The organism is Arthrobacter sp. Y81 (genome assembly GCF_002929335.1).
GTDB lineage: Bacteria > Actinomycetota > Actinomycetes > Actinomycetales > Micrococcaceae > Arthrobacter.
Genome location: NZ_PJIL01000003.1, coordinates 27728 through 52395, shown reverse-complemented (window position 1 = coordinate 52395; position 24668 = coordinate 27728). Strand labels below are relative to the sequence as shown.

General features: G+C 66.2%; 24 protein-coding genes and 1 pseudogene. 14 read left to right on the top strand and 11 right to left on the bottom strand.

The window, feature by feature from the left end:
* Positions 1-2: 2 nt before the first annotated feature.
* Positions 3-992 (bottom strand): LacI family DNA-binding transcriptional regulator, encoded by a 990-nt coding sequence (locus CXQ91_RS05400; RefSeq protein WP_104172912.1) that lies wholly within the window; start codon positions 990-992, stop codon positions 3-5.
* A 285-nt stretch (positions 993-1277) separates the two neighbouring features.
* Here CXQ91_RS05400 and CXQ91_RS05395 point away from each other — a divergent pair, with 285 nt between their 5' ends.
* The gene (locus CXQ91_RS05395) at positions 1278-1742 is read left to right on the top strand and encodes a GatB/YqeY domain-containing protein (protein ID WP_104172911.1); all 465 of its coding nucleotides are present in this window, start codon (positions 1278-1280) and stop codon (positions 1740-1742) included.
* 117 nt (positions 1743-1859) lie between these two features.
* Positions 1860-3134 (top strand): MFS transporter, encoded by a 1275-nt coding sequence (locus CXQ91_RS05390; protein ID WP_181038808.1) that lies wholly within the window; start codon positions 1860-1862, stop codon positions 3132-3134.
* A gap of 20 nt (positions 3135-3154) precedes the next feature.
* Here CXQ91_RS05390 and CXQ91_RS05385 read toward each other — a convergent pair whose 3' ends face one another.
* The gene (locus tag CXQ91_RS05385; protein ID WP_104172909.1) at positions 3155-3493 is read right to left on the bottom strand and encodes a hypothetical protein; all 339 of its coding nucleotides are present in this window, start codon (positions 3491-3493) and stop codon (positions 3155-3157) included.
* Between the two features lie 72 nt (positions 3494-3565).
* Between CXQ91_RS05385 and CXQ91_RS05380 the strand changes: the two genes are divergently transcribed.
* The 6 genes from CXQ91_RS05380 (at position 3566) to CXQ91_RS05355 (ending at position 9729) form a co-directional block, all read left to right on the top strand.
* The gene (locus tag CXQ91_RS05380; protein ID WP_258073842.1) at positions 3566-4693 is read left to right on the top strand and encodes an MsnO8 family LLM class oxidoreductase; all 1128 of its coding nucleotides are present in this window, start codon (positions 3566-3568) and stop codon (positions 4691-4693) included.
* Positions 4694-4787: 94 nt separating this feature from the next.
* The gene (gene ggt / locus CXQ91_RS05375) at positions 4788-6629 is read left to right on the top strand and encodes a gamma-glutamyltransferase (RefSeq protein WP_104172908.1); all 1842 of its coding nucleotides are present in this window, start codon (positions 4788-4790) and stop codon (positions 6627-6629) included.
* 13 nt (positions 6630-6642) lie between these two features.
* Entirely contained in the window at positions 6643-7230 is a 588-nt protein-coding gene (locus tag CXQ91_RS05370; protein WP_104172907.1) for an SRPBCC family protein, read from the top strand.
* Between the two features lie 41 nt (positions 7231-7271).
* The gene (locus CXQ91_RS05365) at positions 7272-7484 is read left to right on the top strand and encodes a hypothetical protein (protein ID WP_104172906.1); all 213 of its coding nucleotides are present in this window, start codon (positions 7272-7274) and stop codon (positions 7482-7484) included.
* Between the two features lie 158 nt (positions 7485-7642).
* Complete coding sequence (locus tag CXQ91_RS05360) at positions 7643-9082, top strand: APC family permease (protein ID WP_104172905.1); 1440 nt, start codon at positions 7643-7645, stop codon at positions 9080-9082.
* Between the two features lie 266 nt (positions 9083-9348).
* A complete protein-coding gene (locus CXQ91_RS05355) occupies positions 9349-9729 on the top strand; it encodes a VOC family protein (RefSeq protein WP_104172904.1) in 381 nt (126 codons plus the stop codon).
* Positions 9730-9791: 62 nt separating this feature from the next.
* Here CXQ91_RS05355 and CXQ91_RS05350 read toward each other — a convergent pair whose 3' ends face one another.
* Positions 9792-10793, bottom strand: coding sequence for an Lrp/AsnC family transcriptional regulator (locus tag CXQ91_RS05350; RefSeq protein ID WP_104172903.1), 1002 nt, complete (start codon positions 10791-10793; stop codon positions 9792-9794).
* 127 nt (positions 10794-10920) lie between these two features.
* Between CXQ91_RS05350 and CXQ91_RS05345 the strand changes: the two genes are divergently transcribed.
* From CXQ91_RS05345 to CXQ91_RS05325, 5 genes are all read left to right on the top strand, one after another.
* A complete protein-coding gene (locus tag CXQ91_RS05345; protein ID WP_104172902.1) occupies positions 10921-11562 on the top strand; it encodes an MFS transporter in 642 nt (213 codons plus the stop codon).
* Positions 11529-12341, top strand: a complete 813-nt coding sequence (locus CXQ91_RS05340) for an MFS transporter (protein WP_104172901.1) — start codon at positions 11529-11531, stop codon at positions 12339-12341. Before CXQ91_RS05345 ends, CXQ91_RS05340 begins: the two co-directional genes overlap by 34 nt.
* Positions 12338-13555 carry a M20 family metallopeptidase gene (locus CXQ91_RS05335; protein WP_219816493.1) on the top strand — a complete coding sequence of 406 codons (1218 nt, stop codon included), beginning with the start codon at positions 12338-12340 and terminating at the stop codon, positions 13553-13555. Before CXQ91_RS05340 ends, CXQ91_RS05335 begins: the two co-directional genes overlap by 4 nt.
* A gap of 47 nt (positions 13556-13602) precedes the next feature.
* The gene (locus CXQ91_RS05330; RefSeq protein WP_104172899.1) at positions 13603-14559 is read left to right on the top strand and encodes a D-2-hydroxyacid dehydrogenase family protein; all 957 of its coding nucleotides are present in this window, start codon (positions 13603-13605) and stop codon (positions 14557-14559) included.
* Between the two features lie 294 nt (positions 14560-14853).
* Positions 14854-16110 (top strand): alanine racemase, encoded by a 1257-nt coding sequence (locus CXQ91_RS05325; protein ID WP_258073841.1) that lies wholly within the window; start codon positions 14854-14856, stop codon positions 16108-16110.
* Here the strand turns inward: CXQ91_RS05325 and CXQ91_RS05320 are convergent.
* Together CXQ91_RS05320 and CXQ91_RS05315 are read right to left on the bottom strand one after the other, a co-directional pair.
* Positions 16097-17266, bottom strand: a pseudogene (locus CXQ91_RS05320) (carboxyl transferase domain-containing protein); the annotation flags it as partial. The gene CXQ91_RS05325 and the pseudogene CXQ91_RS05320 sit on opposite strands and share 14 nt — an antisense overlap.
* Before the next feature lie 74 nt (positions 17267-17340).
* Complete coding sequence (locus CXQ91_RS05315; RefSeq protein ID WP_104172898.1) at positions 17341-18339, bottom strand: aldo/keto reductase; 999 nt, start codon at positions 18337-18339, stop codon at positions 17341-17343.
* 199 nt (positions 18340-18538) lie between these two features.
* On the opposite strand from CXQ91_RS05315, the gene CXQ91_RS05310 reads away from it, so the two are divergent.
* Entirely contained in the window at positions 18539-19423 is an 885-nt protein-coding gene (locus CXQ91_RS05310; protein WP_104172897.1) for a helix-turn-helix transcriptional regulator, read from the top strand.
* Positions 19424-19465: 42 nt separating this feature from the next.
* Here CXQ91_RS05310 and CXQ91_RS05305 read toward each other — a convergent pair whose 3' ends face one another.
* The 6 genes from CXQ91_RS05305 to CXQ91_RS05280 form a co-directional block, all read right to left on the bottom strand.
* Entirely contained in the window at positions 19466-20050 is a 585-nt protein-coding gene (locus CXQ91_RS05305) for a hypothetical protein (RefSeq protein ID WP_104172896.1), read from the bottom strand.
* A gap of 81 nt (positions 20051-20131) precedes the next feature.
* On the bottom strand, positions 20132-20989 hold the full coding sequence (locus CXQ91_RS05300; RefSeq protein WP_104172895.1) for an SDR family oxidoreductase: 858 nt from the start codon (positions 20987-20989) through the stop codon (positions 20132-20134).
* A 147-nt stretch (positions 20990-21136) separates the two neighbouring features.
* Positions 21137-23053, bottom strand: a complete 1917-nt coding sequence (locus CXQ91_RS05295) for a beta-L-arabinofuranosidase domain-containing protein (RefSeq protein WP_104172894.1) — start codon at positions 23051-23053, stop codon at positions 21137-21139.
* The gene (locus tag CXQ91_RS05290; protein WP_104172893.1) at positions 23029-23409 is read right to left on the bottom strand and encodes a beta-L-arabinofuranosidase domain-containing protein; all 381 of its coding nucleotides are present in this window, start codon (positions 23407-23409) and stop codon (positions 23029-23031) included. The genes CXQ91_RS05295 and CXQ91_RS05290 overlap by 25 nt, the downstream gene beginning before the upstream one ends.
* Positions 23410-23511: 102 nt before the next feature.
* Entirely contained in the window at positions 23512-24165 is a 654-nt protein-coding gene (locus CXQ91_RS05285) for a class I SAM-dependent methyltransferase (RefSeq protein WP_104172892.1), read from the bottom strand.
* A gap of 28 nt (positions 24166-24193) precedes the next feature.
* Positions 24194-24448, bottom strand: a complete 255-nt coding sequence (locus tag CXQ91_RS05280; protein ID WP_219816492.1) for a hypothetical protein — start codon at positions 24446-24448, stop codon at positions 24194-24196.
* Positions 24449-24668 lie beyond the last annotated feature (220 nt).

Below are 24668 nucleotides of genomic sequence, written 5' to 3'. Positions count from 1 at the left end.
GGTTACTTTCCCTGGATTGCTTGGTCTGCGTTGCGTGCCGCGAAGGTGGAGCCGCGCACGATGAGTTGTGAACTGAGGTGGACTGCCTCGGTGGCAATTGGCTTGCCGGACATTTGTTCGAGGAGAAGCTCGAGTCCCAGGGACCCGCTTCGCTCGATGGGAACCCGGATCGACGTAAGCCCGGGTTCGGCGGCGGCAGCGATATCCAGGTCATCGATGCCCACCACACTGATGTCCTCGGGGCAGTGGTAACCGAGCGAGCGGGCCCCTGCGAGCATCCCGATGGCTACCAGGTCGTTGTAGGCGATGACGGCGGTGGCCCCGCTGGCGACCACCGAGGCGGCGGCTGCGAGCCCGCCGTCGACCGTTGCATTCTGGTTTCCCACGGTGACCAGTTCAAAGCCCCGTTCGGCACAGAAGCGGGTGATTGCTGCGAGCCGCTGGCCATTGGCCCAGGACGAGGCCGGTCCCGGAATATAGGCAAGTTTGCGGTGGCCAAGGGCGTGGAGGTGTTCCACTGCCTGGCGGAGGCCTTCGCCGGCGTCCATCAGCACGCGGGCTGCGTGATCGGCCTCGCCGTTGATGACCACGAGCGGCGCGTTGCCCACAAGCTGGTGGATCTGCGCCGAGGGCAGGCGGGGGGAGCAGAGGATGATGCCGTCTACGCCGGCAGCCAAGGACTCCAAGTGATCGCGTTCGCGTGAGGAAGATTCGGCAGTGTCGGCCAGCACCATGCGGTGTCGGCCGTGCCAGGCCTGGTTCTGGATGGCCTTGATGAGCGCCGCGAAGACGGCGTTGGAGATGTCCGGCACAATGACGCCGAAGGTCCTGCTGCCGGTGAGTCCCGGTACGTCATAGCCCAGCTCGGTGGCTGCTGCCATGACTTTTTGCCGTGTGTCCGCTGCCAGCCGTCCGGGATCCCCGAACGCCCGGGACGCCGTTGCCAGGGATACCCCTGCCAGTTTTGCGACGTCCGTGAGTTTTGCCGACATCAGTCCTCCAGTTGCCTCGTTGAAACTCTTCTCCTCAAGTATGGAAAGAGTTGTACAAGTTTGTCAAGGGTTTTCCATGATCTGCGTCACGCATCCATGGACGCAGTGCTGGATGATGACCGCGCGGCCTGAAAGGCGTCTCGGTGAAGCCGTCCAGGCCTCACCTACAAGGCATGGACAAAGACGGCGCAGGGCTATCGGGCCGTGCACTCCATCGTCGCGTCGTGGGAGTGATGAAGCAATGACCGGGGACAATGGAAACAAGCCCAACGAAACGAGAACACCATGACCACCCTCAAGGAACGCCTCCACAGCGACGTTGTTATCCACATGAAAGACAGGAACAAGGTGGCGCTCACCACGGTGCGCAACGTCCTTGGCGAGATCGAAACGCGTGAGAAGTCCGGCAAGACCCCTGTCGAACTGGACGACACCCAGGTAACGGCCCTGCTCCAGAAGGAAGCAGCCAAACGCCGCGACACCGCAAAGATCTACACCGAAGCCGGGGAATCCGACCGGGCTGCCGCCGAAATCGCCGAAGCCGAGGTCATCGAGGCCTACCTGCCCAAAGCCCTGACCCGTGATGAGGTCGAAGCCATCGTCGACGATGCCATTGCAGGGCTGAAGGCCGACGGCCAGGAACCGTCCATCCGCCAGATGGGCGCCGTCATGAAGCCGGTCACCGCCAAGGTCGCCGGACGATTCGACGGGAAGACCGTCAGCGAGATCGTCCGGAGCCGCCTCGCCTAAGTACCCGCTGAACTCCGTGCACACCAGCTGACCACGCCTGCTCTGGTGCGCGCGGGCCAACGGGACGAGAATGGGCTCGTGCTTCCCCCTCTAGCCGGTGGCGGGAACGCCGACGAGATGAACGCCGACGCCCGAAAGATTCAGCGCATCTACCTCACGTTGACGCTGGGCAATACGCTTGCGGCCTCGTTCATCTGGGGGATCAACACCCTCTTCCTCCTGGACGCCGGGCTCAGCAACCTTGAAGCCTTCGCCGCAAACGCGTTCTTCACCGCCGGCATGGTGCTGTTCGAGGTGCCCACGGGCGTTGTTGCCGACGGCTGGGGACGCCGCGTTTCATTCTTGCTTGGCACGGTGACGCTGGCCGGATCGACCTACCTGTACTACGTGCTCTGGCAGCTTTCGGCCCCGTTCTGGGCATGGGCCGTAGTTTCGGTTTTGCTGGGACTCGGATTCACGTTCTTCTCCGGCGCGGTCGAGGCCTGGCTCGTGGACGCGCTGCGGTTCTCGGGCTATGAAGGTGGCCTGGAGGCGGTGCTTGGGCGCGGTGTGATGGTCTCGGGCGTCGCGATGCTCGTCGGATCGGTGGCCGGCGGCGTGATCGCCCAGGTCACTGACCTCGGTGTGCCGTTCCTGTTGCGCGTGGGGGTGCTCCTGGCCATGTTTGTGGTTGCCTTTTGGCTCATGCACGACGTCGGGTTCACGCCCGAGCGCTCCACGCACCCACTCCAGGCGACCCGTGCCGTTCTTGCCGCCTCGATCGAGAACGGTTTGAAAAATCCGCCGGTACGCTACGTGATGCTGGCCGCGCCGTTCAGCGCCGGCGTCGGAATCTATGTGTTCTACGCTCTGCAGCCGTACCTGCTCCAGCTCTTCGGCGACCCGCGTGCGTACTCCGTGGCGGGCCTGGCTGCCGCCATCGTCGCCGGAGCGGAAGTGCTCGGCGGATGGGTGGCCCCCCGCATCCGGCGCCTGGTCCGCAAACGCACCACAGTGCTGATTCTGAGCGGCGGCGTCAGCGCAATGATCCTGGTGGTGCTCGGGTTCACCCAGGTGTTCTGGGTGGCGCTGGCGCTGTTGGCACTCTGGGCGCTGGTCGACGCGGCGGGCGTTCCGGTCCGTCAGGCCTATCTGAACGACATGATCGCCTCGAAGCAGCGCGCAACAGTCCTCAGCTTCGACTCGCTTATTGGATCAGGCGGCGGCGTGGTAGTCCAGCCGCTGCTGGGCCGGGCCGCCGATGTCTACGGCTACCCGGCCTCGCTGGCGATCGGCGGCGTAATCCAGCTGATCGCCGTGCCGTTCCTACTGGCGAGCCGCCGGCAGGGACCCCCGGCCGACCTGGCCAGCGCCGCGGCCGACACGACGAACGCGGAGTCCCCGCCGCCTTAGCGTCCTACATTGCCGGGCGCCTAGCTGCAGAGCTGTCCGAACGTGCTGCCGGCCTTCTGGTAGTCAGCTGTCAGCGTTCCCAGCTTCTCTTCGTCGGGGCTCTCTTTCGCGGACTCGTCGGCCCATGCCACGATCGCTTCCACAGAGGGCTTCAGCTCGTCCGAGGCGCCACTGATGAGGGGGCGAAGCCGGTTGGCGAGGATGTTCATTCCGGTCTTGCCGGCGCTGGCGCTTGGGTTGGACACAACGATCTTGATCCGGTCGCAGGTTTGTTCGGTAGTCAGTTTCGCCGGTGCCGAGCACGCGGACGCGGAGAGGATGAGGCCGGCGGCGAGCAGGGCCGTGGTGAGTTTCTTCATGGTTCCCTTGTTAGATGCTGGAGGTTCGATTGTAAGCAGATCCCTCTGGGCCGCCGTGTAAGCACGTCGTCGATGACGGACCTGGTGGTGCTTGAGCTCTCGGTAGGCGGCGTCCGCCGCTGGGAATTCCTCCCCGGGCGGTGTGGTTCCAGCAGTATGCCCTTTCCCCGGATCTCCATTCTCGACCGTGCCAACTCCTTGGACGGGTCTACTGCCGCAGAATCCCTGAACCTGGTCCTGGAACGCGCCCAAAGAGCTGAGGAACTGGGTTACCACCGCTTCTGGGTGGCAGAACACCATGCGGTGCCGGGCATTGCCGGCTCCGCTCCGGCAGTGCTCATGGCCGCCATTGCCGCGCGGACCAGCACCATCCGGGTCGGTTCGGGCGGGATCATGCTCCCCAACCACCAACCCCTCGTGGTGGCAGAGCAGGCGGCCACCCTGGAGGTCCTTCATCCGGGGCGCATCGACCTGGGCCTTGGCCGGTCAGTGGGGTTCACCCCGGCAGTCCGGAGCGCGCTGCGCGCCGGGAAACCTGAAGCGGAGCGGTTCGAAAAGGACCTGAGCCAACTCCTGGAATACCTCGCGGGCTCTGCGCCCATCACGGCACGGCCACGGAACGACTCGGCAACGCCGGTATTCGTGCTGGCCAATGGTGCGGGAGCCGATATTGCGGCCCGGGCCGGCCTGGGTGTGGTGCTGGGCGGCCCGGCCGTGTTTGGCCCGGATCAGGGCGGACAACTGCCGGTGCTGGAAAGGTACCGTGCCCGGTTCCGTCCGTCACGATGGTTCGACAGGCCCTTCGTCATGATTTCCGCGAACGTGGCGGTGGGAGCGAGCCGGCAGCTCGCAAGGGAGCTGCTGTTGCCCGAAGCCGTTGCGCTTGCCCGTTCGAGGTCAACGGGCGAATTCGCCGCGCTGGCGCCGGTGGATCCGGAGGAGTGGAACGGACTGACCGCGCGGGAGCTGGAAGCCGTCGAAAGCAGCCTGTCCAACTCCGTCTACGGTACGCCCGCCGAAGTCCGGTCCCGGCTCGAGCGCCTGTTCACAGCGTCCGCTGCCGACGAGCTGATGGTGACCGGCGGTTCATTCAACGTCGCAGGACAGTCCGAATCGGACCGGCTCCTGGCCGGAATCTTCCCGGCGGAAGGCCAGAAGGCATTCCGGGGCGCCGACGCGAAACGGCTCCTGCTCCGCTGACCCGGCCCTGCGGGAAAGTGTTGAAGGTGGCACTGTCGCGGAGTAACGTGACCATCACCCCTCAAGCTCGCATCACCCTGACTCGGGAGCGACCATGCCTAATGTGAGAAGTCGAATTGCCGCCCTCACGGCGGCTCTGGCAATGAGCGTGACGAGCGGCGCGGTCGCTGCTCCGGCGTTCGCGGATCCGGGGGACAGCGTTCCGCACGAGATCAAGAAGACCGCAACCGCCACCGGGTACGGCGGCGCGGTGAGCACTGTGGACCCGGAGGCATCCGCAGCGGCTATCGAGATCCTCCGCGATGGCGGTAACGCGGCGGACGCCGCCGTCGCCGCTGCCGCGACCCTGGGCGTGACCGAGCCGTACAGCGCCGGGATCGGCGGCGGCGGCTACTTCGTCTTCTACAACGCAAGGAACGGCAGGGTCGGCACCATCGACGGCCGGGAAACCGCGCCGGAGGCCATGCCGAATGACGCTTTCATCGACCCCGCGACCGGCGAGCCGTACAACTTCACACCCGAGCTCGTCACCAGCGGGGTGTCCGTTGGCGTTCCCGGCACGCCGGCCACGTGGGAGCGTGCACTCAAGCGCTGGGGGACCTTGGACCTCGACGATGCCCTGGAACCTGCCATAGACGTTGCGACCCGCGGCTTCCTGGTCGACGAAACGTTCCGTCAGCAGACCCTCGACAACAAGGTCCGCTTTGAGGCGTTTACGTCGACCAGCAGCCTCTTCCTCCCGGGCGGCGACGCACCCGCCGTCGGAAGTGTCTTCAAGAACCCCGACCTCGCCGCTACGTACGAGCTCCTCGCGGACAAGGGCACGCGCGGCTTTTACCGCGGCCCGGTCGCGGACGAAATCGTTGCCGCAGTCCAGGCCCCGCCGAAGTCGGACACCACGACGCTGCCGGTTCCGGTCGGCCACATGACGACGAAGGACCTCGCCGCCTACCGCGCCTTGGACCAGGCACCCACACATGTGGAGTACCGCGGCCTGGACGTCTACGGCATGGCGCCCTCGAGCAGCGGCGGCACCACCGTGGGTGAGGCGCTGAACATCCTGGACACGTCCAATCTTTCCGAGATGTCCAGGCCCGCGGCCTTGCACCACTACCTTGAGGCGAGTGCACTCGCCTTTGCGGACCGCGCCAAGTACGTGGGCGACCCGGCGTTTGTCGACGTCCCCACGGACGAACTCACCGATCCGCTGTTCGGCAAGGAGCGCGCATGCCAGATCAACCCGGCCGAGGCGGCTACGAAGCCCGTGGCACCGGGGGACATCTCCTCGTACGACGGCGCGTGCCCGGCCGCCGCTGCGGCGCCCGCCGATGAGAAGGACACCGAGAACATTTCGACCACCAACCTGACGGTCGCGGACAGGTGGGGGAACGTGGTGGAATACACGCTCACCATCGAGCAGACCGGCGGCTCCGGCATCGTCGTCCCCGGACGCGGATTCCTGCTCAACAACGAGCTCACCGACTTCTCCACCGTGTACAGCCCGACCGACCCTAACCGGATCGAGCCGGGAAAGCGTCCGCGCTCCTCGATGTCACCCACCATCATCCTGAAGGACGGTGACCCGTACCTCGCCCTCGGTTCGCCCGGCGGATCGACGATCATCACCACCGTCCTGCAGACCATCGTGAACCGGGTGGACCTGGGCATGAACATCTCCGATGCGGTCGCGGAGCCGCGTGCGGCGCAAAGGAATGCAGCGAAGGTCACGGCGGAGCCTGGGTTTATCACGGCCTACGGAAGCCAACTCACTCCCTACGGCCACGCGTTCACTCCGTCGGGTGATGCGTTCACATCGGCAGCAGAGATCGGCGCGGCCACCGCCATCGAATTCCTGCCGGACGGACGCATGGTCGCTGCTGCCGAGCCCGTACGGCGCGGCGGCGGGTCGGCAATGGTCGTCAATCCGTCGAGGTGAGCTGGCGGCCGCCATGGGCAGCGCGGACTACGAATTCCTGACCGTCTGGCGGGTGGCCGGTACTCCGGAGGACGTCGCGGCCGTCCTGGGCGATGCCAGCTTGCTACCCCGTTGGTGGCCGTCGGTCTATCTTGCCGTCGAACCCGCGGGCGGGACATCGGAGGGCCGCCTGGCCCCCGGCGTCCCAAGGCCAGTGCGCCTGCACACAAAAGGCTGGTTGCCCTACACACTCCGTTGGACCCTGACGGTCACCGAGCCTGTCACCAACCGCGGGTTTGCGCTTACTGCCGCCGGGGACCTGAACGGAACCGGCCGGTGGACGTTCGAGCAGGACGGGCCGGAAACGGTAATTACCTACGATTGGCGGGTCAGTACCGCAAAACCGCTCTTGCGGCGTTTGAGCTGGCTCCTGAAACCGGCATTCGCAGCCAACCACCGCTGGGCGATGGCACGCGGCCAGGAGAGTCTGGCCCTTGAGCTCCGTCGCCGGCGGCACCGTGATGACCTGCAGTCCGTCCCGCTGCCTCCGCGCGCCACATTTCGCAGCTGCCGCACCGCAAAACCTAGCGGCAGCTGGCGCGGCCGGCGTTCCGGACCGTGACTGCGGGAGTAGGGTTTGCCCTAACTGACGAAGGGGTCCACATGAGCTACAAATTCCGTACAGTCCGGGTTCGCGGCACCGACCTGGTTGGAACCATTGCGCGCAAACACGGGAGCGGGGCCGATATCTACGAAACCTCAAAGGACCCGAGCACCTCAGTTGTTCCAGTGTTCTTCCCAGCTACCGGCGAAGTCCGATTCTTCGACAGGTCAATGCTGGAGGACGTCGTGACGCCCGCCGGTGAGAACGCATAAGGCATCCGCAGGGCTGTCACCAGGGCGCGTAAGGTGGCCATCATGGCGGGATCTGCTGGAAATGTCAGGGCGGCTATGGCATCACACAGCCATCTGTTCAGGTCGGGGTGCGGCCGCGGTTCCGGAAAGAAGCGTGAAACCCGCTGCGGAGGTCCAGCATGAGCGCGACTACAGACGAAGTGTTCGACGCCACTCCCGAAGGCGACACACCCGAGCTGAAACGGGTCCTCGGGCCCAAGCTCCTGCTCCTCTTCATCGTCGGTGACATCCTCGGCGCCGGCGTCTACGCCGTCACGGGCACGATGGCCGGAACTGTCGGCGGCATCGTCTGGCTCCCTTTCCTCCTGGCCTTCGTGGTCGCGACGCTCACGGCGTTCTCCTACCTGGAACTGGTCACCCAGTACCCCCAGGCGGCCGGCGCCGCGTTGTACACGCACAAGGCGTTCGGGATCCACTTCGTCACCTTCCTGGTCGCGTTCGCCGTCGTCTGTTCCGGCATCACCAGCGCCTCCACCTCGGCGAACGTGCTCGCCCAGAACCTTTTCGGCGGCCTGGAGATCAACGGCTGGATGGGCGTGCCAGGACAGGGCGTGATCACCGCGGTGGCGATGGGGTTCATGCTGCTTTTGGCGGCGATCAACCTGCGCGGTGTGGGTGAGAGCGTGAAATTCAACGTGGTGTTGACCCTGGTGGAGATGACGGCTTTGTGCATTGTGATCGGGGTCGGCTTCTACGTGATCGCTCAGGGCACCGGGAACGCGGGGGAGATCTTCGTTTTCAACGACTACCAGGACAAAGGCCTGTTCCTGGCCGTGACAGCAGCCACCTCCATCGCGTTCTTCGCCATGGTCGGCTTTGAGGACTCCGTGAACATGGTGGAGGAGACCCGGCACCCGGAGAAGATCTTCCCCCGGACTATGCTCACCGGCCTTGGCATAGCGGTGATCCTCTATATACTGGTGGCCATTTCCGTGGTCAGCGTGCTGACGCCCACAGAACTTGGGGGCATCAGGGAGGCCGAAGGCGCCGCGCTCCTGGAAGTGGTGCACAAGGGCTCACCTGACTTCCCGATCGACAGGATCTTCCCGTTCCTGGCGGTGTTCGCTGTCGCCAACACCGCGTTGATCAACATGCTGATGGCCAGCCGCCTGATCTACGGGATGGCCCGGCAAAATGTCCTGCCGCGCCCGCTCGGAAAGGTTCTTCCGGGGCGCCGCACCCCGTGGGCCGGGATCCTGTTCTCCACTGTCCTGGCGCTGGGCCTGATCTGGTATGTCACCGGCGACCCGGAGAGCAACATCGTGGCTAACCTCTCCGGCACTACCGCGTTCCTGCTGCTATGCGTGTTCACCGTCGTCAACGTGGCTTGCGTAGTCCTTCGCGGCAAGAGGGATCCCAACCGCAAGGTGTTCTTCACCTCCCCGGGGCAGTTGCCGCTTGTCGCCGCGCTGCTGTGTGCCTTCCTCGCCGGCCCGTGGGTGGGCCGCAATGTCATCCAGTACCAGATCGCCGGCGGACTGATGGCAATCGGCGTCGTGCTGTGGTTCGTCACCTGGCTGATCAACAAGCGGACAAACACCGGAACCGCGCCCCGATGACGGCCGGCGGGTTGCGATTATCGGCGCCGGACCATTCCAGGCCGGGCCATCCGCCGACCTATATCCGGGGAGGTGCATCAGCGTCCATAATGGCGATATGAACGCCGGGGAGACTCTGGCCGTTGATGCGGCCGCGAAAACTCCCCGACAGTCCCGGTGCATCGCAAATAGCGACAGCCGGGTGCCGGGCAGAGCCGGCAATGCCGCCCTCGCAGGCGCCGCCTTCGGGGCGAATATCTCCATCCCTCAACTAAGGAGAATTCATCATGCTCAAGGATCGTGAGGCCGCCGCGGTGCTCCCGGCTAAGGACATCGCCAGGGCACGTGATTTCTATCAGAACGTGCTGGGACTCGACGCCCCGGACGTCCTGGACGACCAAAACCTGATGTACCGCTGCGGGAACGGAACGACATTCCTGCTGTATCAGACCGACAACGCCGGCACCGCGAAAAACACCCAGATGGGCTGGAGCACGGACAACATCGAAGCCGAGATGGAAGAACTGCGAGGCCGCGGCGTCACCTTCGAGGAATACGACTTTCCCGGCCTGAAGACTGAAAACGGCATCGCCACCAATGCCGTCGGCAAAGCTGCCTGGTTCCTGGACACCGAGGGCAACATCCTGAATATCTTCCAGAGCCAGTAGCCGCATTTCCCTGCAGGTGGTGCTCCTGGGCGGCGCTCGGCGTTCCGGCGGAATTGCCCGGGTCACGCCTCGCGCCAGAGAGGCAGGGGCACCACACTGCGGCTGCGGCCGGACTCGTCCAGCAGATGGCCGAGCCGCTTGTAGGTGCGCACCACAGCCTGGCGGGAAATCACCGTGCTTCCGGGCGCCCTGGCTGCCAGCTCACGTTCGTGGCCCTGCACTTCCAGATAGTCGCGGACCCACAACGTGACCACCAGGTTCTGGGCACCCAGAACCTGGGCGCTCAAACGGCAGCTCGGCAGGCCGGCGAAGTACTTGCCAATGGAATCCACATGGGTCGCGGGAACGTTCAGGCTCAGGCTGACTTCCCGCAGGCCCTGCTGGACGGAAACGGACGTATCGCACCTCATCGTCATATAGCCGGACGCCAGGAACCGTTCCACCCGCCGTCGCGCTGTCTGGGGCGACACGCCGCAGGCAGCGCCCAGCTCCGCCCAACTGGCCCGCCCGTCGACGGCCAACTCTTCGAGCAGGGAGGCATCCAGCCGGTCCGGGGCATACGCCGGCGGCGGGAGTACGGACTCCTTCGCCATGAGCCGCGCCCGTGCCGGTTCCAGGGTGCCGCTGCGCCACTCCGAGGCCTGCCGGTAGAGCTGCGTGACAAAAACGACCTCCCTGCGGGTGACCCCGGGCAGGTCCGCGAAGGAGCCGGTGACAATCGCCATCAGTTCCTCATGGCTTGATGCGAAGCAGTCCACAAACAGGTCGTGGGGTCCCGAGACCAGGGAAACGGTCCCGAATGCCGGCTCGGCACAAAGCCGCCGGATGAGGGCCTCGTGCTCGCACGGCACCGAGGACAGCTGGATGAAGGCGGACCAGCCGGCACTCAGGTAGCGCGGCCCCGGCGACGGCGTGATCCACGCGAGTCCCCCTTCCGCGAGCGCGTTCCAGCGGCGGGCGACGGTTGCCCCGGACAAGTCCAGGACGTCCCCGACCCGGGACCAGTCCGCCCTGGGGTTGATCTGCAAGGCGTTGACGATTTCGAGATCAAGTTCGGAGATCATGGCTGATTATTTCAAATTGCGGGGTGGGTTGGTGCATTCGAGCAATTCAGGAAGTGCGGATCATGCCGGCCCTAACGTTGTGACTCGCATCACCCAGACGTAATTGCCCCGAATCCCAAGGAAGCACATGACAAATAAGACAGCGCCACCGGCGGCAGCGGCCCTCACCCACCGGACCATCATGGGCATGATCGTGGCAATGGCTGTGATCGAATCACTTAGCGGCGTCACCCAGGGGTACTTGAACCCCATCCTGCCCGCCCTCGGGCCCGTTTTTGCGATAGACGATCCGACCATCAACGGCATCTTCCTTGTTGCCAACGTCAGTTTCGCCGTGCTGACGCCTATCATTTCGCGGCTCGGAGACAGCTACGGATACCGGTTGGTGCTCCGCTGGTCCACGGCCGTCGTCGTTGCCGGAGTTCTCATGATGGCACTCTGGCCCTCCCTGTGGACAGTGACAGTGGGCGTCGTTATGCTCACCTGCGTCGTCGGCTTCATCCCGCTGATGATGGGAATCCTGCGGGTCAGCAGCCCCGCCCATACCCGCACCGGAGTCAGCGTCATGATCGGTGTGCTCATGATCATGGTCGGCGCCGGTGGGCTGTTGGCGGGCATCGTGGGCGTCAGCGACGCTGCCCTCGGTTTCTGGGTGGCCGTCCCCTTCGCCGTCGCGGCCCTGGTGTGCTCGTTCCTGCTGCCCGACGTCGGAACTCCCACTGGGAAAGGCTCGCCGTGGTTCCGCTGCTGGCCTGTTCGCTCGGCCTGATCGGCTTCGTGGTTGCCCTGTCGATGGGACCGGACTGGGGCTGGCTCGATGCGCGGACGCTCGGATCCGGCCTGGTCGGGTTGGCATTGCTGGCCTTCTGGGCTGTGATCGACGCCGGCGGCGCGGAGCGCGGGAAGAGGTTCATGGACCTGCGCATGCTGGCAAACCCGCGGATCCGGGCAGTCTCGCTGGCCACCTTCTTCTTCGGCTTTGCGTCCATCAGCTACTTCGGCACCAACGGCATCTTCCTGCACGCCAACCCCGACAAGACCGGCTACGGATTTGCGCTCAGCCCGCTAATGATCGCCATTGTGCTCGCGGCGGCATCAGTGCTCTCGCTTGTGTCCTCGCTGTTGACTGCGCGGGCACTCGCAGCATTCGGCGAGCGCGCCACGCTGGTGTTCGCCGGATTGCTCCTAGCCGGCGGATTCGCGGTGATGATTGCGGCACACGCCTCGCTGGCCGGATATTGTGTCGGTTTCGCCATGTTCAACCTGAGCCTCGGCATGTACCAGGCAGGGACCCGCTCGCTGTCCGTTGAGGGTGTGCCCCTTGAGGAGACCTCGACGGCTGCCGGTCTCAACGAGCTGGCCCTTTCCGTCGGCATTGCGGTGGGCGCCGCCGTCGTCAGGCTGCTTTCCTCCTCGTCGGCCGAGTCCGGACGCATCACGGAGGGCGGCCTCGTTTCAATCTGGGGAGTGCTCGCCGTAGCTGCGCTGGTCGCAGCCGCCGCCTCAGCGCGCTACCCGAAGCGGCAGCCGGCCGAGGTCCGGGCATGAGCCCGGCTAAGGCGGGTACGGGTGCGGGTACAACGACGGCGGAGCCTGCGCCAGCCGTCGGGCCCGGGATGCGCGGCCGGATCTCCGCAGCGTTGGAACGCTGGCAGCCCAGGATTCTCCGCCTGAGCCATGCCATCCACGCCGATCCGGAACGCAGCGGCGAGGAGTTCCGGGCCGCCAAACGGGCCAGCGGGCTGCTGCGCTCCGCCGGCTTCAGCTTTGACGCCGCCCAGCCTGTGCTCCCCGCTGCGTTCAGCGCCCGGTACGGGAGCGGGGAACTCGTGGTGGCCCTCTGCGTCGAATACGATGCCTTGCCGGACATTGGACACGCCTGCGGACATAACGTGAACGCCGCCAGTGCCGTGGGGGCGGCGCTCGCGCTGGCGGCCGTTGCCGACGATCTCGGCATTACCGTCAAGGTGCTCGGCACTCCCGCCGAGGAGACCACCGGGGGCAAGGTGGACCTCATCGGCGAGGGCTTTTTCGACGACGTGGGTCTGGCGATGATGGCCCACGCCGGGGCAGAGGATGTCATCGGCGGCTCATCCCTGGCCATGGGCATGTGGGATGTGCTGTACGAGGGGCGGCCGGCGCACGCTGCAGCGGCGCCGGCCGACGGGATCAATGCCTTGGACGCGCTGGTGGTTGCCCAGACCGCTGTTGCCCTTGCCCGGCAGCAGCTTCCGTCCGGCTCGATCGTTTCGCTGATCGTCACCGAAGGCGGGAGCGCCGTCAATGTCATCCCGGAGCGCGCCCGGGCCAGCGTGGAGATGCGCTCACCCAGCCTGGCGACGCTGCGGGTGATCGAGGACCGTGTGCGGCGCTGCCTGGAGGCCGGTGCCCTCGCCAGCGGTGCCACGCTCAGGGTCACGCCTACCGGCAACGCGTATGCCGAGCTGAGGCAGGACAGGTTCCTGTCCGAGGCGTACCGCGAGGCGATGACGGCCCGGGGGAGGCAGGTCGTGTTCAACGACGAGCCGGTGGCTTCCACTGACATGGGCAACGTCTCGCAGCTGGTGCCAAGCATCCACCCGCTGCTGGGCTACGACGTAGGCGGCGCTGCCCACCACACGGCGGAGTTCGCTGCGTACGGGTCCTCCGCATCCGCCGACCGGGCGGTGCTGGACGGCGCGTTCGGTCTGGCGGCGGCCGCCGGGGCAGCTGCAGGGGACACCCGGCAGCGGGCACGCCTGCTGGTTCGGGTTCGAGGGTAGCCTGTCAGCAGGAAGCCCTCGTTACCTGGACCCTAAAGGAACCAATGATGCGCCTGCGCCTTGCCATTCTTGATGACTACCAGTCCGTCGCCCTGGACTATGCGCCGTGGGAACAGCTTGCGGCGGACGGCGTCGAGGTCACTGTCTTCACCCAGCCATTTCGGGACGACGTCCACACCGTCTCGAGCCTGCGGGACTTCGACGTCGTCATTGCCATGCGGGAACGGACCGCCTTTAGCCGCGAACGGCTCCGGCAGCTGCCCGGGCTGAAGCTGCTGGTGACCACCGGGATGGCCAACCAGTCGATTGATCTCCAGGCGGCGGAGGAACAGGGCATCATGGTGTGCGGAACCGGAGGTTCGCCGGCAGCCGCCCCGGAACTGACCTGGGCACTGCTGCTTGCATTCGCCCGCAGCATTCCGTTCGAGGACCGACGCCTGCGCGCCGGCCGCTGGCAGTCCACGGTCGGCTTTGAGCTGGCCGGCAAGACCCTGGGGGTGCTGGGCCTGGGCAAAATCGGGACCCGGATCGCCGCTTACGGCCAGGCTTTCGGGATGGACGTCATCGCCTGGAGCCCCAATCTCACCGACGAGGCAGCCTTGCAGGCCGGCGCCCGGAAAGTGGGCAAGGACGCTCTCTTCCGGGATTCGGACGTGGTGTCGGTGCATGTGCGTCTTTCGGACCGCTCCCGCGGAGTCGTAGGCGAGGACGAGTTGCGCCTCCTGGGGCCAACAGGCGTTCTGGTCAACACTGCCCGCGGCCCCCTTGTCGACGAGGATGCCCTGGTCCGCGGACTGACGGAAGGCTGGCTGGGCGGCGCCGCCCTGGACGTCTACGACGTCGAACCGCTGCCCGCCGGGCATCGCCTGCTGTCCGCACCCCGGACCGTTCTGTCGCCGCATCTGGGGTACGTCACGGAGCAGAGCTACCGGCAATTCTACGGCGGCGCCTTCGAAGACGTGCAGGCGTGGCTCCAAGGCAGCCCGATCCGCTTGCTGATATGACCATGGGGGAGCTGCTGCCGCTGGGGGACTGCGAGGCTGCCCGGGTCACGCTCGCCCCGTGAGCCCGCATTCCTCCGGGCTGCCGAGACTGCCAGCCGCCGCGAACCCGTGTCCACGCCAGCCCCTTTCGCGATTCGATTCTTTGGGCTTCCCGCGTAACGGCCCGGCGGGAGCCATGCGTGCCGCGCTGAAGCATAGATAGCCTTCGCCTATGAAAGAATCAACGCAGCGCCCAAGCCGGCCCCGCTGACGCATTCGGAGAGCGGGCCCGGCCCGTAACGGCAAAGGAGCCCCGTGAGCAGCCCGATCCAACGCCACAGCGAACGTGATGAGGGCTCCGCGGCACCCGCCGCCACTGCCCCGGCCTATCCGCAGCTGCGGCTCAACAGTGATGCCCTCGAAAACAACATCCGGGTGATGGCGTCCTGGTGCCGGGAACGGCACGTGGATCTCGCGCCGCATGTGAAGACAACAATGTCCGCGCCGATCATCACCCGCCAGATGGCTGCCGGGGCCGTGGGCGTAACCGTCGCCACGGTGGACCAAACCGCTTCTGCTCTCGCCTGGGGACACCGGCACGTCCTTATCGCCAATCAGGTCGTCGACCGGTTGGGCCTGACACGCCTCCGCAGCTGGCTGGAGGAAGATTCGGGGCGGGAAATCCGCTGCTTCGTGGACTCTGCTGCCGGAATCGGGGCGGCAGCCCAGGTCTTCGACGCCGAAGCGGGCGCCGCCCTTGAAGTGCTTCTCGACGTCGGAACGCCCGGCGGGCGCACAGGGATCCGCAGCCTCCAGGAGGCTGTCCGCATCGCTGAGCTGGTACGCGCCGCGCCCGGACTCCGGCTCGTTGGCGTTGCCGGTTACGAAGGCGTCGTGCCTAACAGCAGGGCCGAAGAAACGATCGCGGCCGTTGACCGGCACTGCAGGCTGGTGCGGGACGTGTATCTGGAGGTCGCCCGATTTTATGAGACGCCGGCGCCCATCTACTCCATGGGCGGGTCAGCTTTCCCGGACCGCGTGGCGGAATACCTCCCCGACGAGAGCCAGGTGGCCGGAACACGGCGGATCCTCCGATCAGGCTGCTACGTCACCCACGATCACGGCACGTACGCCGGCGTCAGCCCCGTGCCCGGCCTCCTTCCGGCACTGACAGTCCGTGCCGTCGTGCTGTCCATTCCCGAGGACGGGATGGCCGTCGTCGGCGCCGGCAAGCGGGATCTTCCCTACGACGCCGGACTGCCGGTGGTCCTGTCGGTACAGGCCGCTGACGGTGCACTGAAGGACGGTGCAACCGCTGTTGTGCGCAATCTTTTCGACCATCACACGGTCCTCACCGGAGTGAGCGGCCTGGACGTCACGGATGTGGTGGACTTCGGGATATCCCACCCCTGCTCCGCGTTCGACCGCTGGCCCGAATACGTTGTCACTGACGGAACCGGTCAGGAAATTGGCGTGTGGCACACGGATTTCCACCGGTCGTCCCTGCTGCGGCCCACTGGTGAGCCACGGCAGGAATGCCGAGTGTCCGGCCCGGTAGTCACCGGGCGTTGAGGCCGCCCAGGTTCCGGTATTTCACCAGCCGCGCCGGCAGAAGGGCGGCGATTCCGGCGTTGGACAGGGTGGCGAGTTCGTATTCGATGGCCTGTCCCATCCGCTGGCAGAACGCTTTTGCCTCGAGGGAGGCGTCGGGTCGTTCGTCCACGATGTGTTCAACGAGTCCGTTGGCGTGGAGGGATGCGACGTTGACGCCCTGGGTTTCGGACATGGCGGGGGCGAAGTCGGTGTTCCGGTGGACGATGGCGCTGGCGCCTTCAGGCGGGAGCGGGGAGAGCCAGGCATGCTGGGCTGCGATGGTGCGGTCCGCGGGCAGGAGGGCCAGTGCCCCGCCGCCGGCGCCTTGGCCGAGCAGCACGGACACGGTGGGGGAGTTCAGCCCGATGAGATCGTGCAGGGACCGGGCGATCTCGCCGGCGAGCCCTCCTTCCTCGGCCTCCTTGGAGAGTGCCGCGCCGCCGGTGTCGATGACGGTGAGCAGGGGCAGTCCGAGTTCCTCAGCCAGACGCATGCCCCGCCGGGCCTCACGGAGGGACGCCGGTCCCATGGCCGTCTGATGCGAGGGCCGGGGCCGGGTGTGGCCGATGACCACGCAGGATTCCTGGCCGAAACGGGCCAGGGCCAGCTGAAGTCCGGGGTCCTTTTCCCCCTGACCGGTGCCGTTGAGCGGCAGCACATCGCGGGCGCCGTAGGCGAGCAGCTGCCGCAGGTCCGGCCGCCGCGGGTTCCGGGAGATTCCGATCGATTCCCAGGCGCCGGCGTCGGACGGTTTGACCGACAGGGTCCTCGGCGGCGCAGGCCGCGGGTGCGGGCCGGTGACCAGGATGCTCAAGGTGCGGTCGACGACGTCGGACAGTTGCCAAGGCGGGACCACCGCGTCGATCAGGCCCCTGTCGAAGAGGTTTTCGGCGACCTGGACGTTCTCCGGAAATGGCGTGGCAAACAGGGCTTCGTAGACGCGCGGTCCGAGGAAGCCGAGCAGGGCACCGGGCTCGGCCACGGTGATGTGGCCGAGCGATCCCCAGGACGCCATGACCCCTCCCGTGGTGGGGTGCCGCAGGTAGACGAGGTAGGGCAGTCCGGCCTTGCGGTGCGTGCGGACGGCCCCGCTGATTTTCACCATGGACAGGAAGGCGATGGTCCCTTCCTGCCATGTTGAGCGGGAGCACTGTGGCCAGCAGGAACATGGCTGATTGAGCTCGAATACTCCCTCGGCTCCCTCATGTCCTAGAGATTTGTCATCCGCTCGGCGGCTTCGTTGTAGCGCCCGCCCGCCACCTTGATTTTGGATGCGGCCTCCTCGATCTCCGCGAGTTCCCCGGCCGTCAGTTCGACGTCGGCAGAGCCGATGTTCTCCTCCAGCCGGTGGAGTTTCCGTGTGCCGGGGATCGGGACGATCCAGGGCTTGCGCGCCAGGAGCCAGGCCAGCGCGATCTGGCCGGGGGCGGCGCCTTTGCGTTGAGCGAGGCCAGCGAGCAGGTCGACGACGGCTTCGTTGTGCCGGAGCGCATCGGGCGCGAACCGGGGGATGGTGCTGCGGATGTCGTTGCCGGCGTCGAAAGTGGTTGCGGCTGTGATGGTGCCGGTTAGGAAGCCTTTGCCGAGCGGACTGTACGGCACGAAGCCGATCCCCAGTTCCTCGCATGCCGCCAGTACCTCCAGTTCGGGGCGCCGCCACCACAATGAGTACTCACTCTGGACGGCCGTGACCGGCTGGACCGCATGGGCCCGGCGGATTGTCCCTGCGGCGGCTTCGGACATCCCGAAGTGCTTCACTTTGCCGGCTTCGATGAGCTCCTTGACCGCACCCGCGACGTCCTCGATGGGCACGTCCGGGTCGACGCGGTGCTGGTAGTAGAGGTCGATGGCTTCTACCCCCAGCCGCTTTAGGGAGCCCTCGACAACGCGCTTGATGACCTCGGGACGGCTGTCCACCCCGCCGCTGGGCCTGCGTTCGATCGGATCGATGTCCCATCCGAACTTCGTGGCGATCACAACCTTGCCTCGGTACGGCGCGAGCGCCTCACCGACGAGTTCCTCGTTGGCGTAGGGACCGTAGATTTCGGCGGTGTCGAAGAACGTCACGCCGCGCTCCACGGCGGTTCGGATCAGGGAGATCATTTCCTGCCGGTCCGGGCTGTCGCTGTAACCGCCGGTCATGCTCATGCAGCCCAGCCCGATGGCGGAGACCTCCAGGCCGCTGGTACCTAAAGTGCGCTTATCCATTGCTCGTGCTCCTATCGCTGCCGGTGGGATCGGCGGCGGCCGAGTGCGGAGCCGCCTTATCAAGATCACCACCCCGGGCCCGGGCGCGGGAGGGCCTGCTGTTCCACGTACTGCCGGACCACCCCTCAGCAGCCAACGCCGCGAGGGGTGTACTGGCAGGACCTCCCGCCGACGCGTCCCCGGGACGTAGCCTGAATGCATGGATAGTCAAAGCGATGTACGTGAATTCCTCCGGTCCCGCCGGGCCAAAGTGACGCCTGAGCAAGTCAACCTGATCGTGGGCACCAACCGGCGCGTGCCCGGCCTGCGCCGGGAAGAAGTCGCCACCCTGGCCTCCGTCAGTGTGGACTACTACGCCCGGCTGGAGCGCGGGAACCTCACCGGGGTTTCGGACGAGGTATTGGAAGCCATTGCCCACGCACTGCGGCTGGACGAAGCCGAAACCGCCCATCTCTTCGACCTGGCCCGGGCCGCGCAGCAGCGGCCGGCCCGCCGTCGTCGTCCGGCGCCGCCGGAGCAGGTGCGCCCCGGCCTGCAGCGGTTCCTGGACGCCGTCACGGGCGCCCCCGCCTGGATCCGCAATGATCGCATGGACTTCATTGCCTCCAATGCCCTTGGCCGTGCGCTCTACGCGCCGATCCTGGCTGATCCGGTGCGGCCCGCCAACAATGCACGCTTCGTGTTCCTCAACCCGGAGTCGCGCTCCTTTTACCCCCATTGGGAGCAGGTAGCGAATGACGTCGTAGCCATCCTCCGCAGCTACGCCGGCCAGCGGCCGCACGACAAGAGCCTCACCGACCTGATCGGGGAACTCGCCACCCGGAGTGACGAATTCCGCATGCGCTGGGCCGCCCATAACGTCCGGTTCCACCGCACCGGGGTGAAGCAGCTTCACCACCCGGTGGTGGGGGACCTTGAACTCACATACGAAGCCATGGAACTGCCGGCCAATCCGGGCTGGACCATGTTCGCCTACACCGCCGAACCCGGTTCTGCCAGTGACGAGCGCCTGAAGCTGCTCGCAAGCTGGGCCGCGACCACCACCGGCGAACAGCCCGTCCCCGCGTCAGAAAGGACGCCCTAGGGACGCAGCAGGGGCAGGTTGACGCCCGGCGGGCTGCCGCCTTTACTGGCCGGCACCCGGCAGGAACTGACGGTTCCTGATCCGTGATTCGCCGAACTGGATTGCCAGGGGTTCAATTTCCCAGGCTCCGCCGCCCCGCGTTTTCGGGCTGCCCACGGCGACGTGCGGTGTCCAGTGCGGGGACCGGAAGCCCATGGCACGTGAGCTGAGGATGAAGTCGTCCACACCGTCCACCAGCAACCCGTCCAGGAGTTCGTGGAGGGCCTGCACCAGAAAGACCTGATAGTCATGCACGTGCTCCGGGACAGTGACGTCCAGCCCGGACACGCTGCCGCCGCCCAGGGTGATCAGCCGTTCGGCGCTGCCGGAAAAGCCATCCAGCACCGGCAGCCGCTGCACCCAGGCCGACGTGCTGCGGGCTGCAGCGGCAGCGCTGGTAACGCCCTTGGTCCATTCCGAGACGTCCCGGGCGAAATCGTCCATGACCCCGAGGTGCAGCAGGGTCAGGTGCAGTCCCCGCTGCCTGCGTAGCCCGCGGACGTAGCTGCCCAGTGCCTCGTAGTCCGAGGGGCCGGATCCGATGCGGAGCACCGGCGATTCCACCGTGATGCGGGGAATTGTTTCCATTCCGGCCCCTCCTGACCGCGCTGGCTATTGGCTCTGGATGCCATTATCCGCCGAGGGGCGGCAGCAGGCCCACGAGCCGGGTCACACTGCGAGCGGACGCAAGCCGTCCAGCAGGGGAGTCGTGGGCCGCCCGGTGAGCCGTGCGAGGTCGCCGGTGGTCAGGGCAAGGGCATCCTCCCGGATGTTCCCGTCCAGGGCGGCAAGGAAACCGGCGGTTGCCGGGTCGAGGCCTGCAGCCTCCAGTGCGCTGGCGTGTTCTGCCGAACTCACGGAGTCATAGCTGACGGCACGCCCCAGGACGGTGGAGAAGGCTGACGCCAGCTCCTCATAGGTCCAGGCGTAGTCCCCGGACAGTTCGTAGACCCGGCCTTCATGCCCCGGGGTGGTCAGGACGGCGGCGATGGCAGCGGCGTAGTCCGCACGGGTGGCGCTCGCCACGCGCCCCTCGCCGGCGCTCCCCAGGAGCGTTCCGGTCTCGCGCGCCTTGGCCAGCGCAGCAGCATAGTTCTCCGTGTACCACCCGTTGCGCAGGAAGGTGAACGGCAGGCCGCTGGCAAGGATGTACTCCTCGGCCTTCACATGGTCCGGGGCAAGAATGATCGGCGTGCTGTCAGCCGCCAGCACGCTGGTGTACAGGATGTGGGCAACCTTGGCCCGTACGGCCGCATCGATGACGGTCTCATGTTGTGCTGTGCGGTTCTGGATATCGTTGCCGGAAATCAGCAGCAGGGTGTCACCTTCGCTCAACGCCGAGTCAACGCTGGCCGGATCGTTGTAGTCGACCGATGCGGTCCTGACGCCGAGTCCCGCCAGGTCCGCAAGCTGTTCGGCAGACCTGCCGCCGGCCACGATCTCCCCGGCCGGTACGCCGCGTTGCAGCAATTCCCCGACGACGAGTCGTCCCAGCTGGCCGGTGGCTCCCGCAATAACGATGGACATGTGATTCTCCTTGATTACCGGGCGCCCGGATCGGCGCCTTCCGTAATGGCCAACCTGCCTCGAAGGGGAACAATTCCGTCTCCCGATCACGCACTTTGAAGTGCAATAGGCACCTTCAGGTAAGCAATGGAGATTGATTTTGCCGGATCACCCGGTCTTCAGGAGCTGGACGGACAGCAGGTCTCCGGTGGTGCAATCCGGCTTCGCATGGACGGTGAAAACCAGCCGGCCACCGTCGTGGAGCTGATCGGGGATGGCGAAGTCGGTAACGACTTCGTCGCCGTCCCGCCCGGACCTGACGGGGTCCGCCAGCGCCGACCCGTTGAGTCGAAGGTCGTGCCCGCGACCCTCGACGGCCCGGAACCGGACGCGCAGCAGGGTCGCCAGGGCGGCGGGATCCGACAGAGTGTAGGAGAACCAGCCCGTTGCGCTGCGCCAGTGGATTCCCTCCCGGCCGGCGGCCCGGGTGGACTCGCCGGTGAAGGCGTGGTCTGCCTCGGGCTGCTGTTCCCCTGCCACCACGGCGTCGATGATTTCGCCCTGCGCGGCGGCCGCATCATCCAGTGCCAAAAGCTCCGCGAGACGCTCCCGGGCCGGGCCGGTGGGCCAGTAGACCGTGTACCGCTCGTCGTGGATGCCGGCGAACGGTTCCAGCAGGACTGTGCGAACACTTCCATCGGCGTCCACCGTGGTGAGTTCCGCGATGATCGCAGACCGGTCGCGGAGCACGACGGCGTCCAGCGGTTCAGGTCCGGCTACCACCGGGGTGCCGGCCAGGGGAAGCAGCGTCCCCGAGGCGACGTGCCCCATCCGTTCGTCGGGAGCCTCAAAGCTCCCGACGCCGTCGTCCCCGGCCCGTGCAGCCAGCACCACCGGCCCGTACAGGAAAGACACCCACGGTGAGCCGTCCGGCAACAGTTCGGCGCGCAGCTCCATCTCCAGTCGGACGGTCACGACTGTAGTGCCTTCCCACAGGCGGCGGACGGAAACATAGGTGCTGTCGGACGTCCTGCCGTCGGACGCTGAAATGGCAGTCCCGCCTTCGACAGGTGACCCGTCGACGTCGACCTCCATCTCCGGGGACCAGGCCGGTCGGCGCAGCCGGATGGTCGCCTCGGTGGGAGTGGCGGCGGTGATGCGCAGGGTGGCAACGCCGGAACGGGGAAAAGCGGTCTCAAGCCGGACGGTGAGGCCCCGCTCTGCCCACGCCAGCTCGGAGGCTGCGTAGAGGTTGACGGACAGGGCGTCGCCGTCGTGGCTGTAGATCAGTTCGCCGTAGCGGGCGTGGTTTTCCAAGCCCGACCCGACGCAGCACCACATCGATTCCTGGGGGCGGGAGTAGACGCGGTAGTGGGCCGGCCGCATGGGCGTGAAATAGACGAAGCCGCCGCGCCCGGGGTGCTGGGAAGACAGGATGTGGTTGTAACTGGCGCGTTCATAGAAATCAATTGCCGCGGGATCGCCGGTGCGTTCGAAGCGGAGCCGGGCCAGCTTGAGCATGTTGTAGGTGTTGCAGGTTTCCGGACCCTGCGCGTCCTGGATCATGGGGGAGAAATCGGAATAGGGGTGGAAGTGCTCCCGCACGCTGTTCCCGCCGATGGAGACCGTCCGGCGGGAGACCACAGTGTTCCAGAAGGAATCGGCCGCTTCGTCGAACGGCGTCTCTCCCGTGGCGGCGGCGAGGCGTGCATAGCCGACCACTTTGGGGATCTGGGTGTTTGCGTGCAGGCCGTCCAGCTCGTCGCGGCCCTCCGCCAGGGGGACCAGCAGGGCGAGGTGGGAGAAGCGGCGTGCCTCCGCCCAATGGTCCGGGCGGCCGGTGATTCCGGCCAGGATGGCGAAGGCATCGTTCATCCCGCCGAATTCGGTGCGCAGGACCTCTTCGAATATGTGGTCCGGGATGTGGCTGGAGATGCCGAGCCACCAGTCCGCAAGGGCCGTGGCGATGGCCAGGGCACGCCCGGAGGCCGCATAGGTGTACGCATCGAGGAGGCCGGCTAGTGTTTTGTGCAGGTTGTACAGCGGGACCCACCGCCCGTTCAGGGTGAACAGGTCCGCGTCCACAGCCCGGCCGCAAGTTCTTCTCCCAGGGCACGTCCGCCGGGGACCCCGCCTACGTAGCCGTCCCCGCCGGCGGCCTGGCAGCGCCAGAACACCTCCACGAGGTGTTCGAGGCGGTCCAGCAGCCGGCTGTCGCCCGTGGCCGCATAGAGCTGGGCGCAGGCAGACAGATAGTGGCCGCCGATGTGCCCGCCCATGCCGTCGGATTCCCAGTTGCCGTAAGGTTGGGCAGCCGGTTCCAGGCCGGCCTCCAGCAGGTACGGGGCGCTCAGCCTGTCGGTGTCGAGATCCAAAACGTAACGGATGCTGGCGTCCTGGGCCGTCTTGAGGTCACCGTCGAGGAGGCGAACCCTGTCCAGGGGAAGGGCGACGCCTGGAGGACAGTGTTGTTAGCGCTAACAGAAAGCATCCCTGAACAGTAGGTGGCGGAGACTTTTCCTGTCAATGGGACTGTGCGGGAGCTAATGCCTGGCCGGCCGCTGAGCGAGGATGACTGCCTGGGGGAACTTCTCGCGGGGGCCGGGTTCACGTGACATCTGGGCGACAATGGTGAATCCGGCGTTGGTCAGGCGTTCGATGACGGTCGCGGGCGGGAAGAGGTGGGCGTCCATCGACACGTCATGCCCGTAAGCCCGGGCGATATGTCGAGGGCCGTCGCCAACCTGGAAACTGATCATTGCATAGCCCCCGGGCGTGAGGACCCGGAAGAACTCGGTGAACACGCCCGGGAGATCGCCCGGGGCCAGATGGATGATGGAATACCAGGCGAAAACTCCGCCCAAGTGCATATCCGGAGAGGGAAGGTTTCTGAGCTCAGCCACTTCGAAGCGGAGGCCGGGATACGTCCTCCGGGCCACCTCAACCATTCCGGCGGAGACATCGATTCCTGACACGTCGACTCCCAGACGGGACAGCAACCCGGTCATCCGGCCGGCGCCGCAGCCCGCGTCAAGCACGGGACCGGCATTTCCTTCCTTCACGTAACCGGCGAAAGCTTCGATCATCCCGCGGTCCGCCGGGGTCTCGAAAGTGGCATCAGGCAACAATCTCGCATAGCTTTCCGCCACCGTGTCGTAGGCCGACCGGACGTTGGCGAGGCGGTCATCAGCATGCATCCGGCAAGGCTACCGCGGGGTGCCGAGTTCAGTCCCCGCCGGCGCTGGGATGCGGAGGATCGCCGGGAGCCGGGGCGGGGGCGCGCAGTCCTTGTTGGACTATTTGTACCTGCCGAGCGTAGTGAGCCTGCGGACGGAAGACCTCGTCAGCAATGCCCAACATGCCACCGGTAGCGCCGCGCCACACGCCGCTGCGCCGGTTCCTCCGCGAAACCCAATACCAGAGGCAGGCAATCAGAGCCGGAAAACCCAGCACGACCACCAGCACAATGAGCAGATCCATGATAGAACTCTAGCCCGCGGGCTAATGATCATTCCGTAAGGTTGATTTCAGTCTGGAAATTGGGGGAAACGATGAAAGCGTGGGGGTTGGTGTTCTCATCCTGGCTAGTCACCGCACTCATTGCGGTTCTTGGAGTCAACGCAGGGGCCACGATTTGGTACTACCAGGAACCGGTTCTTGACGCCGTACCTGAACCAGCCAGTTACTTCCTGGCGGCGTA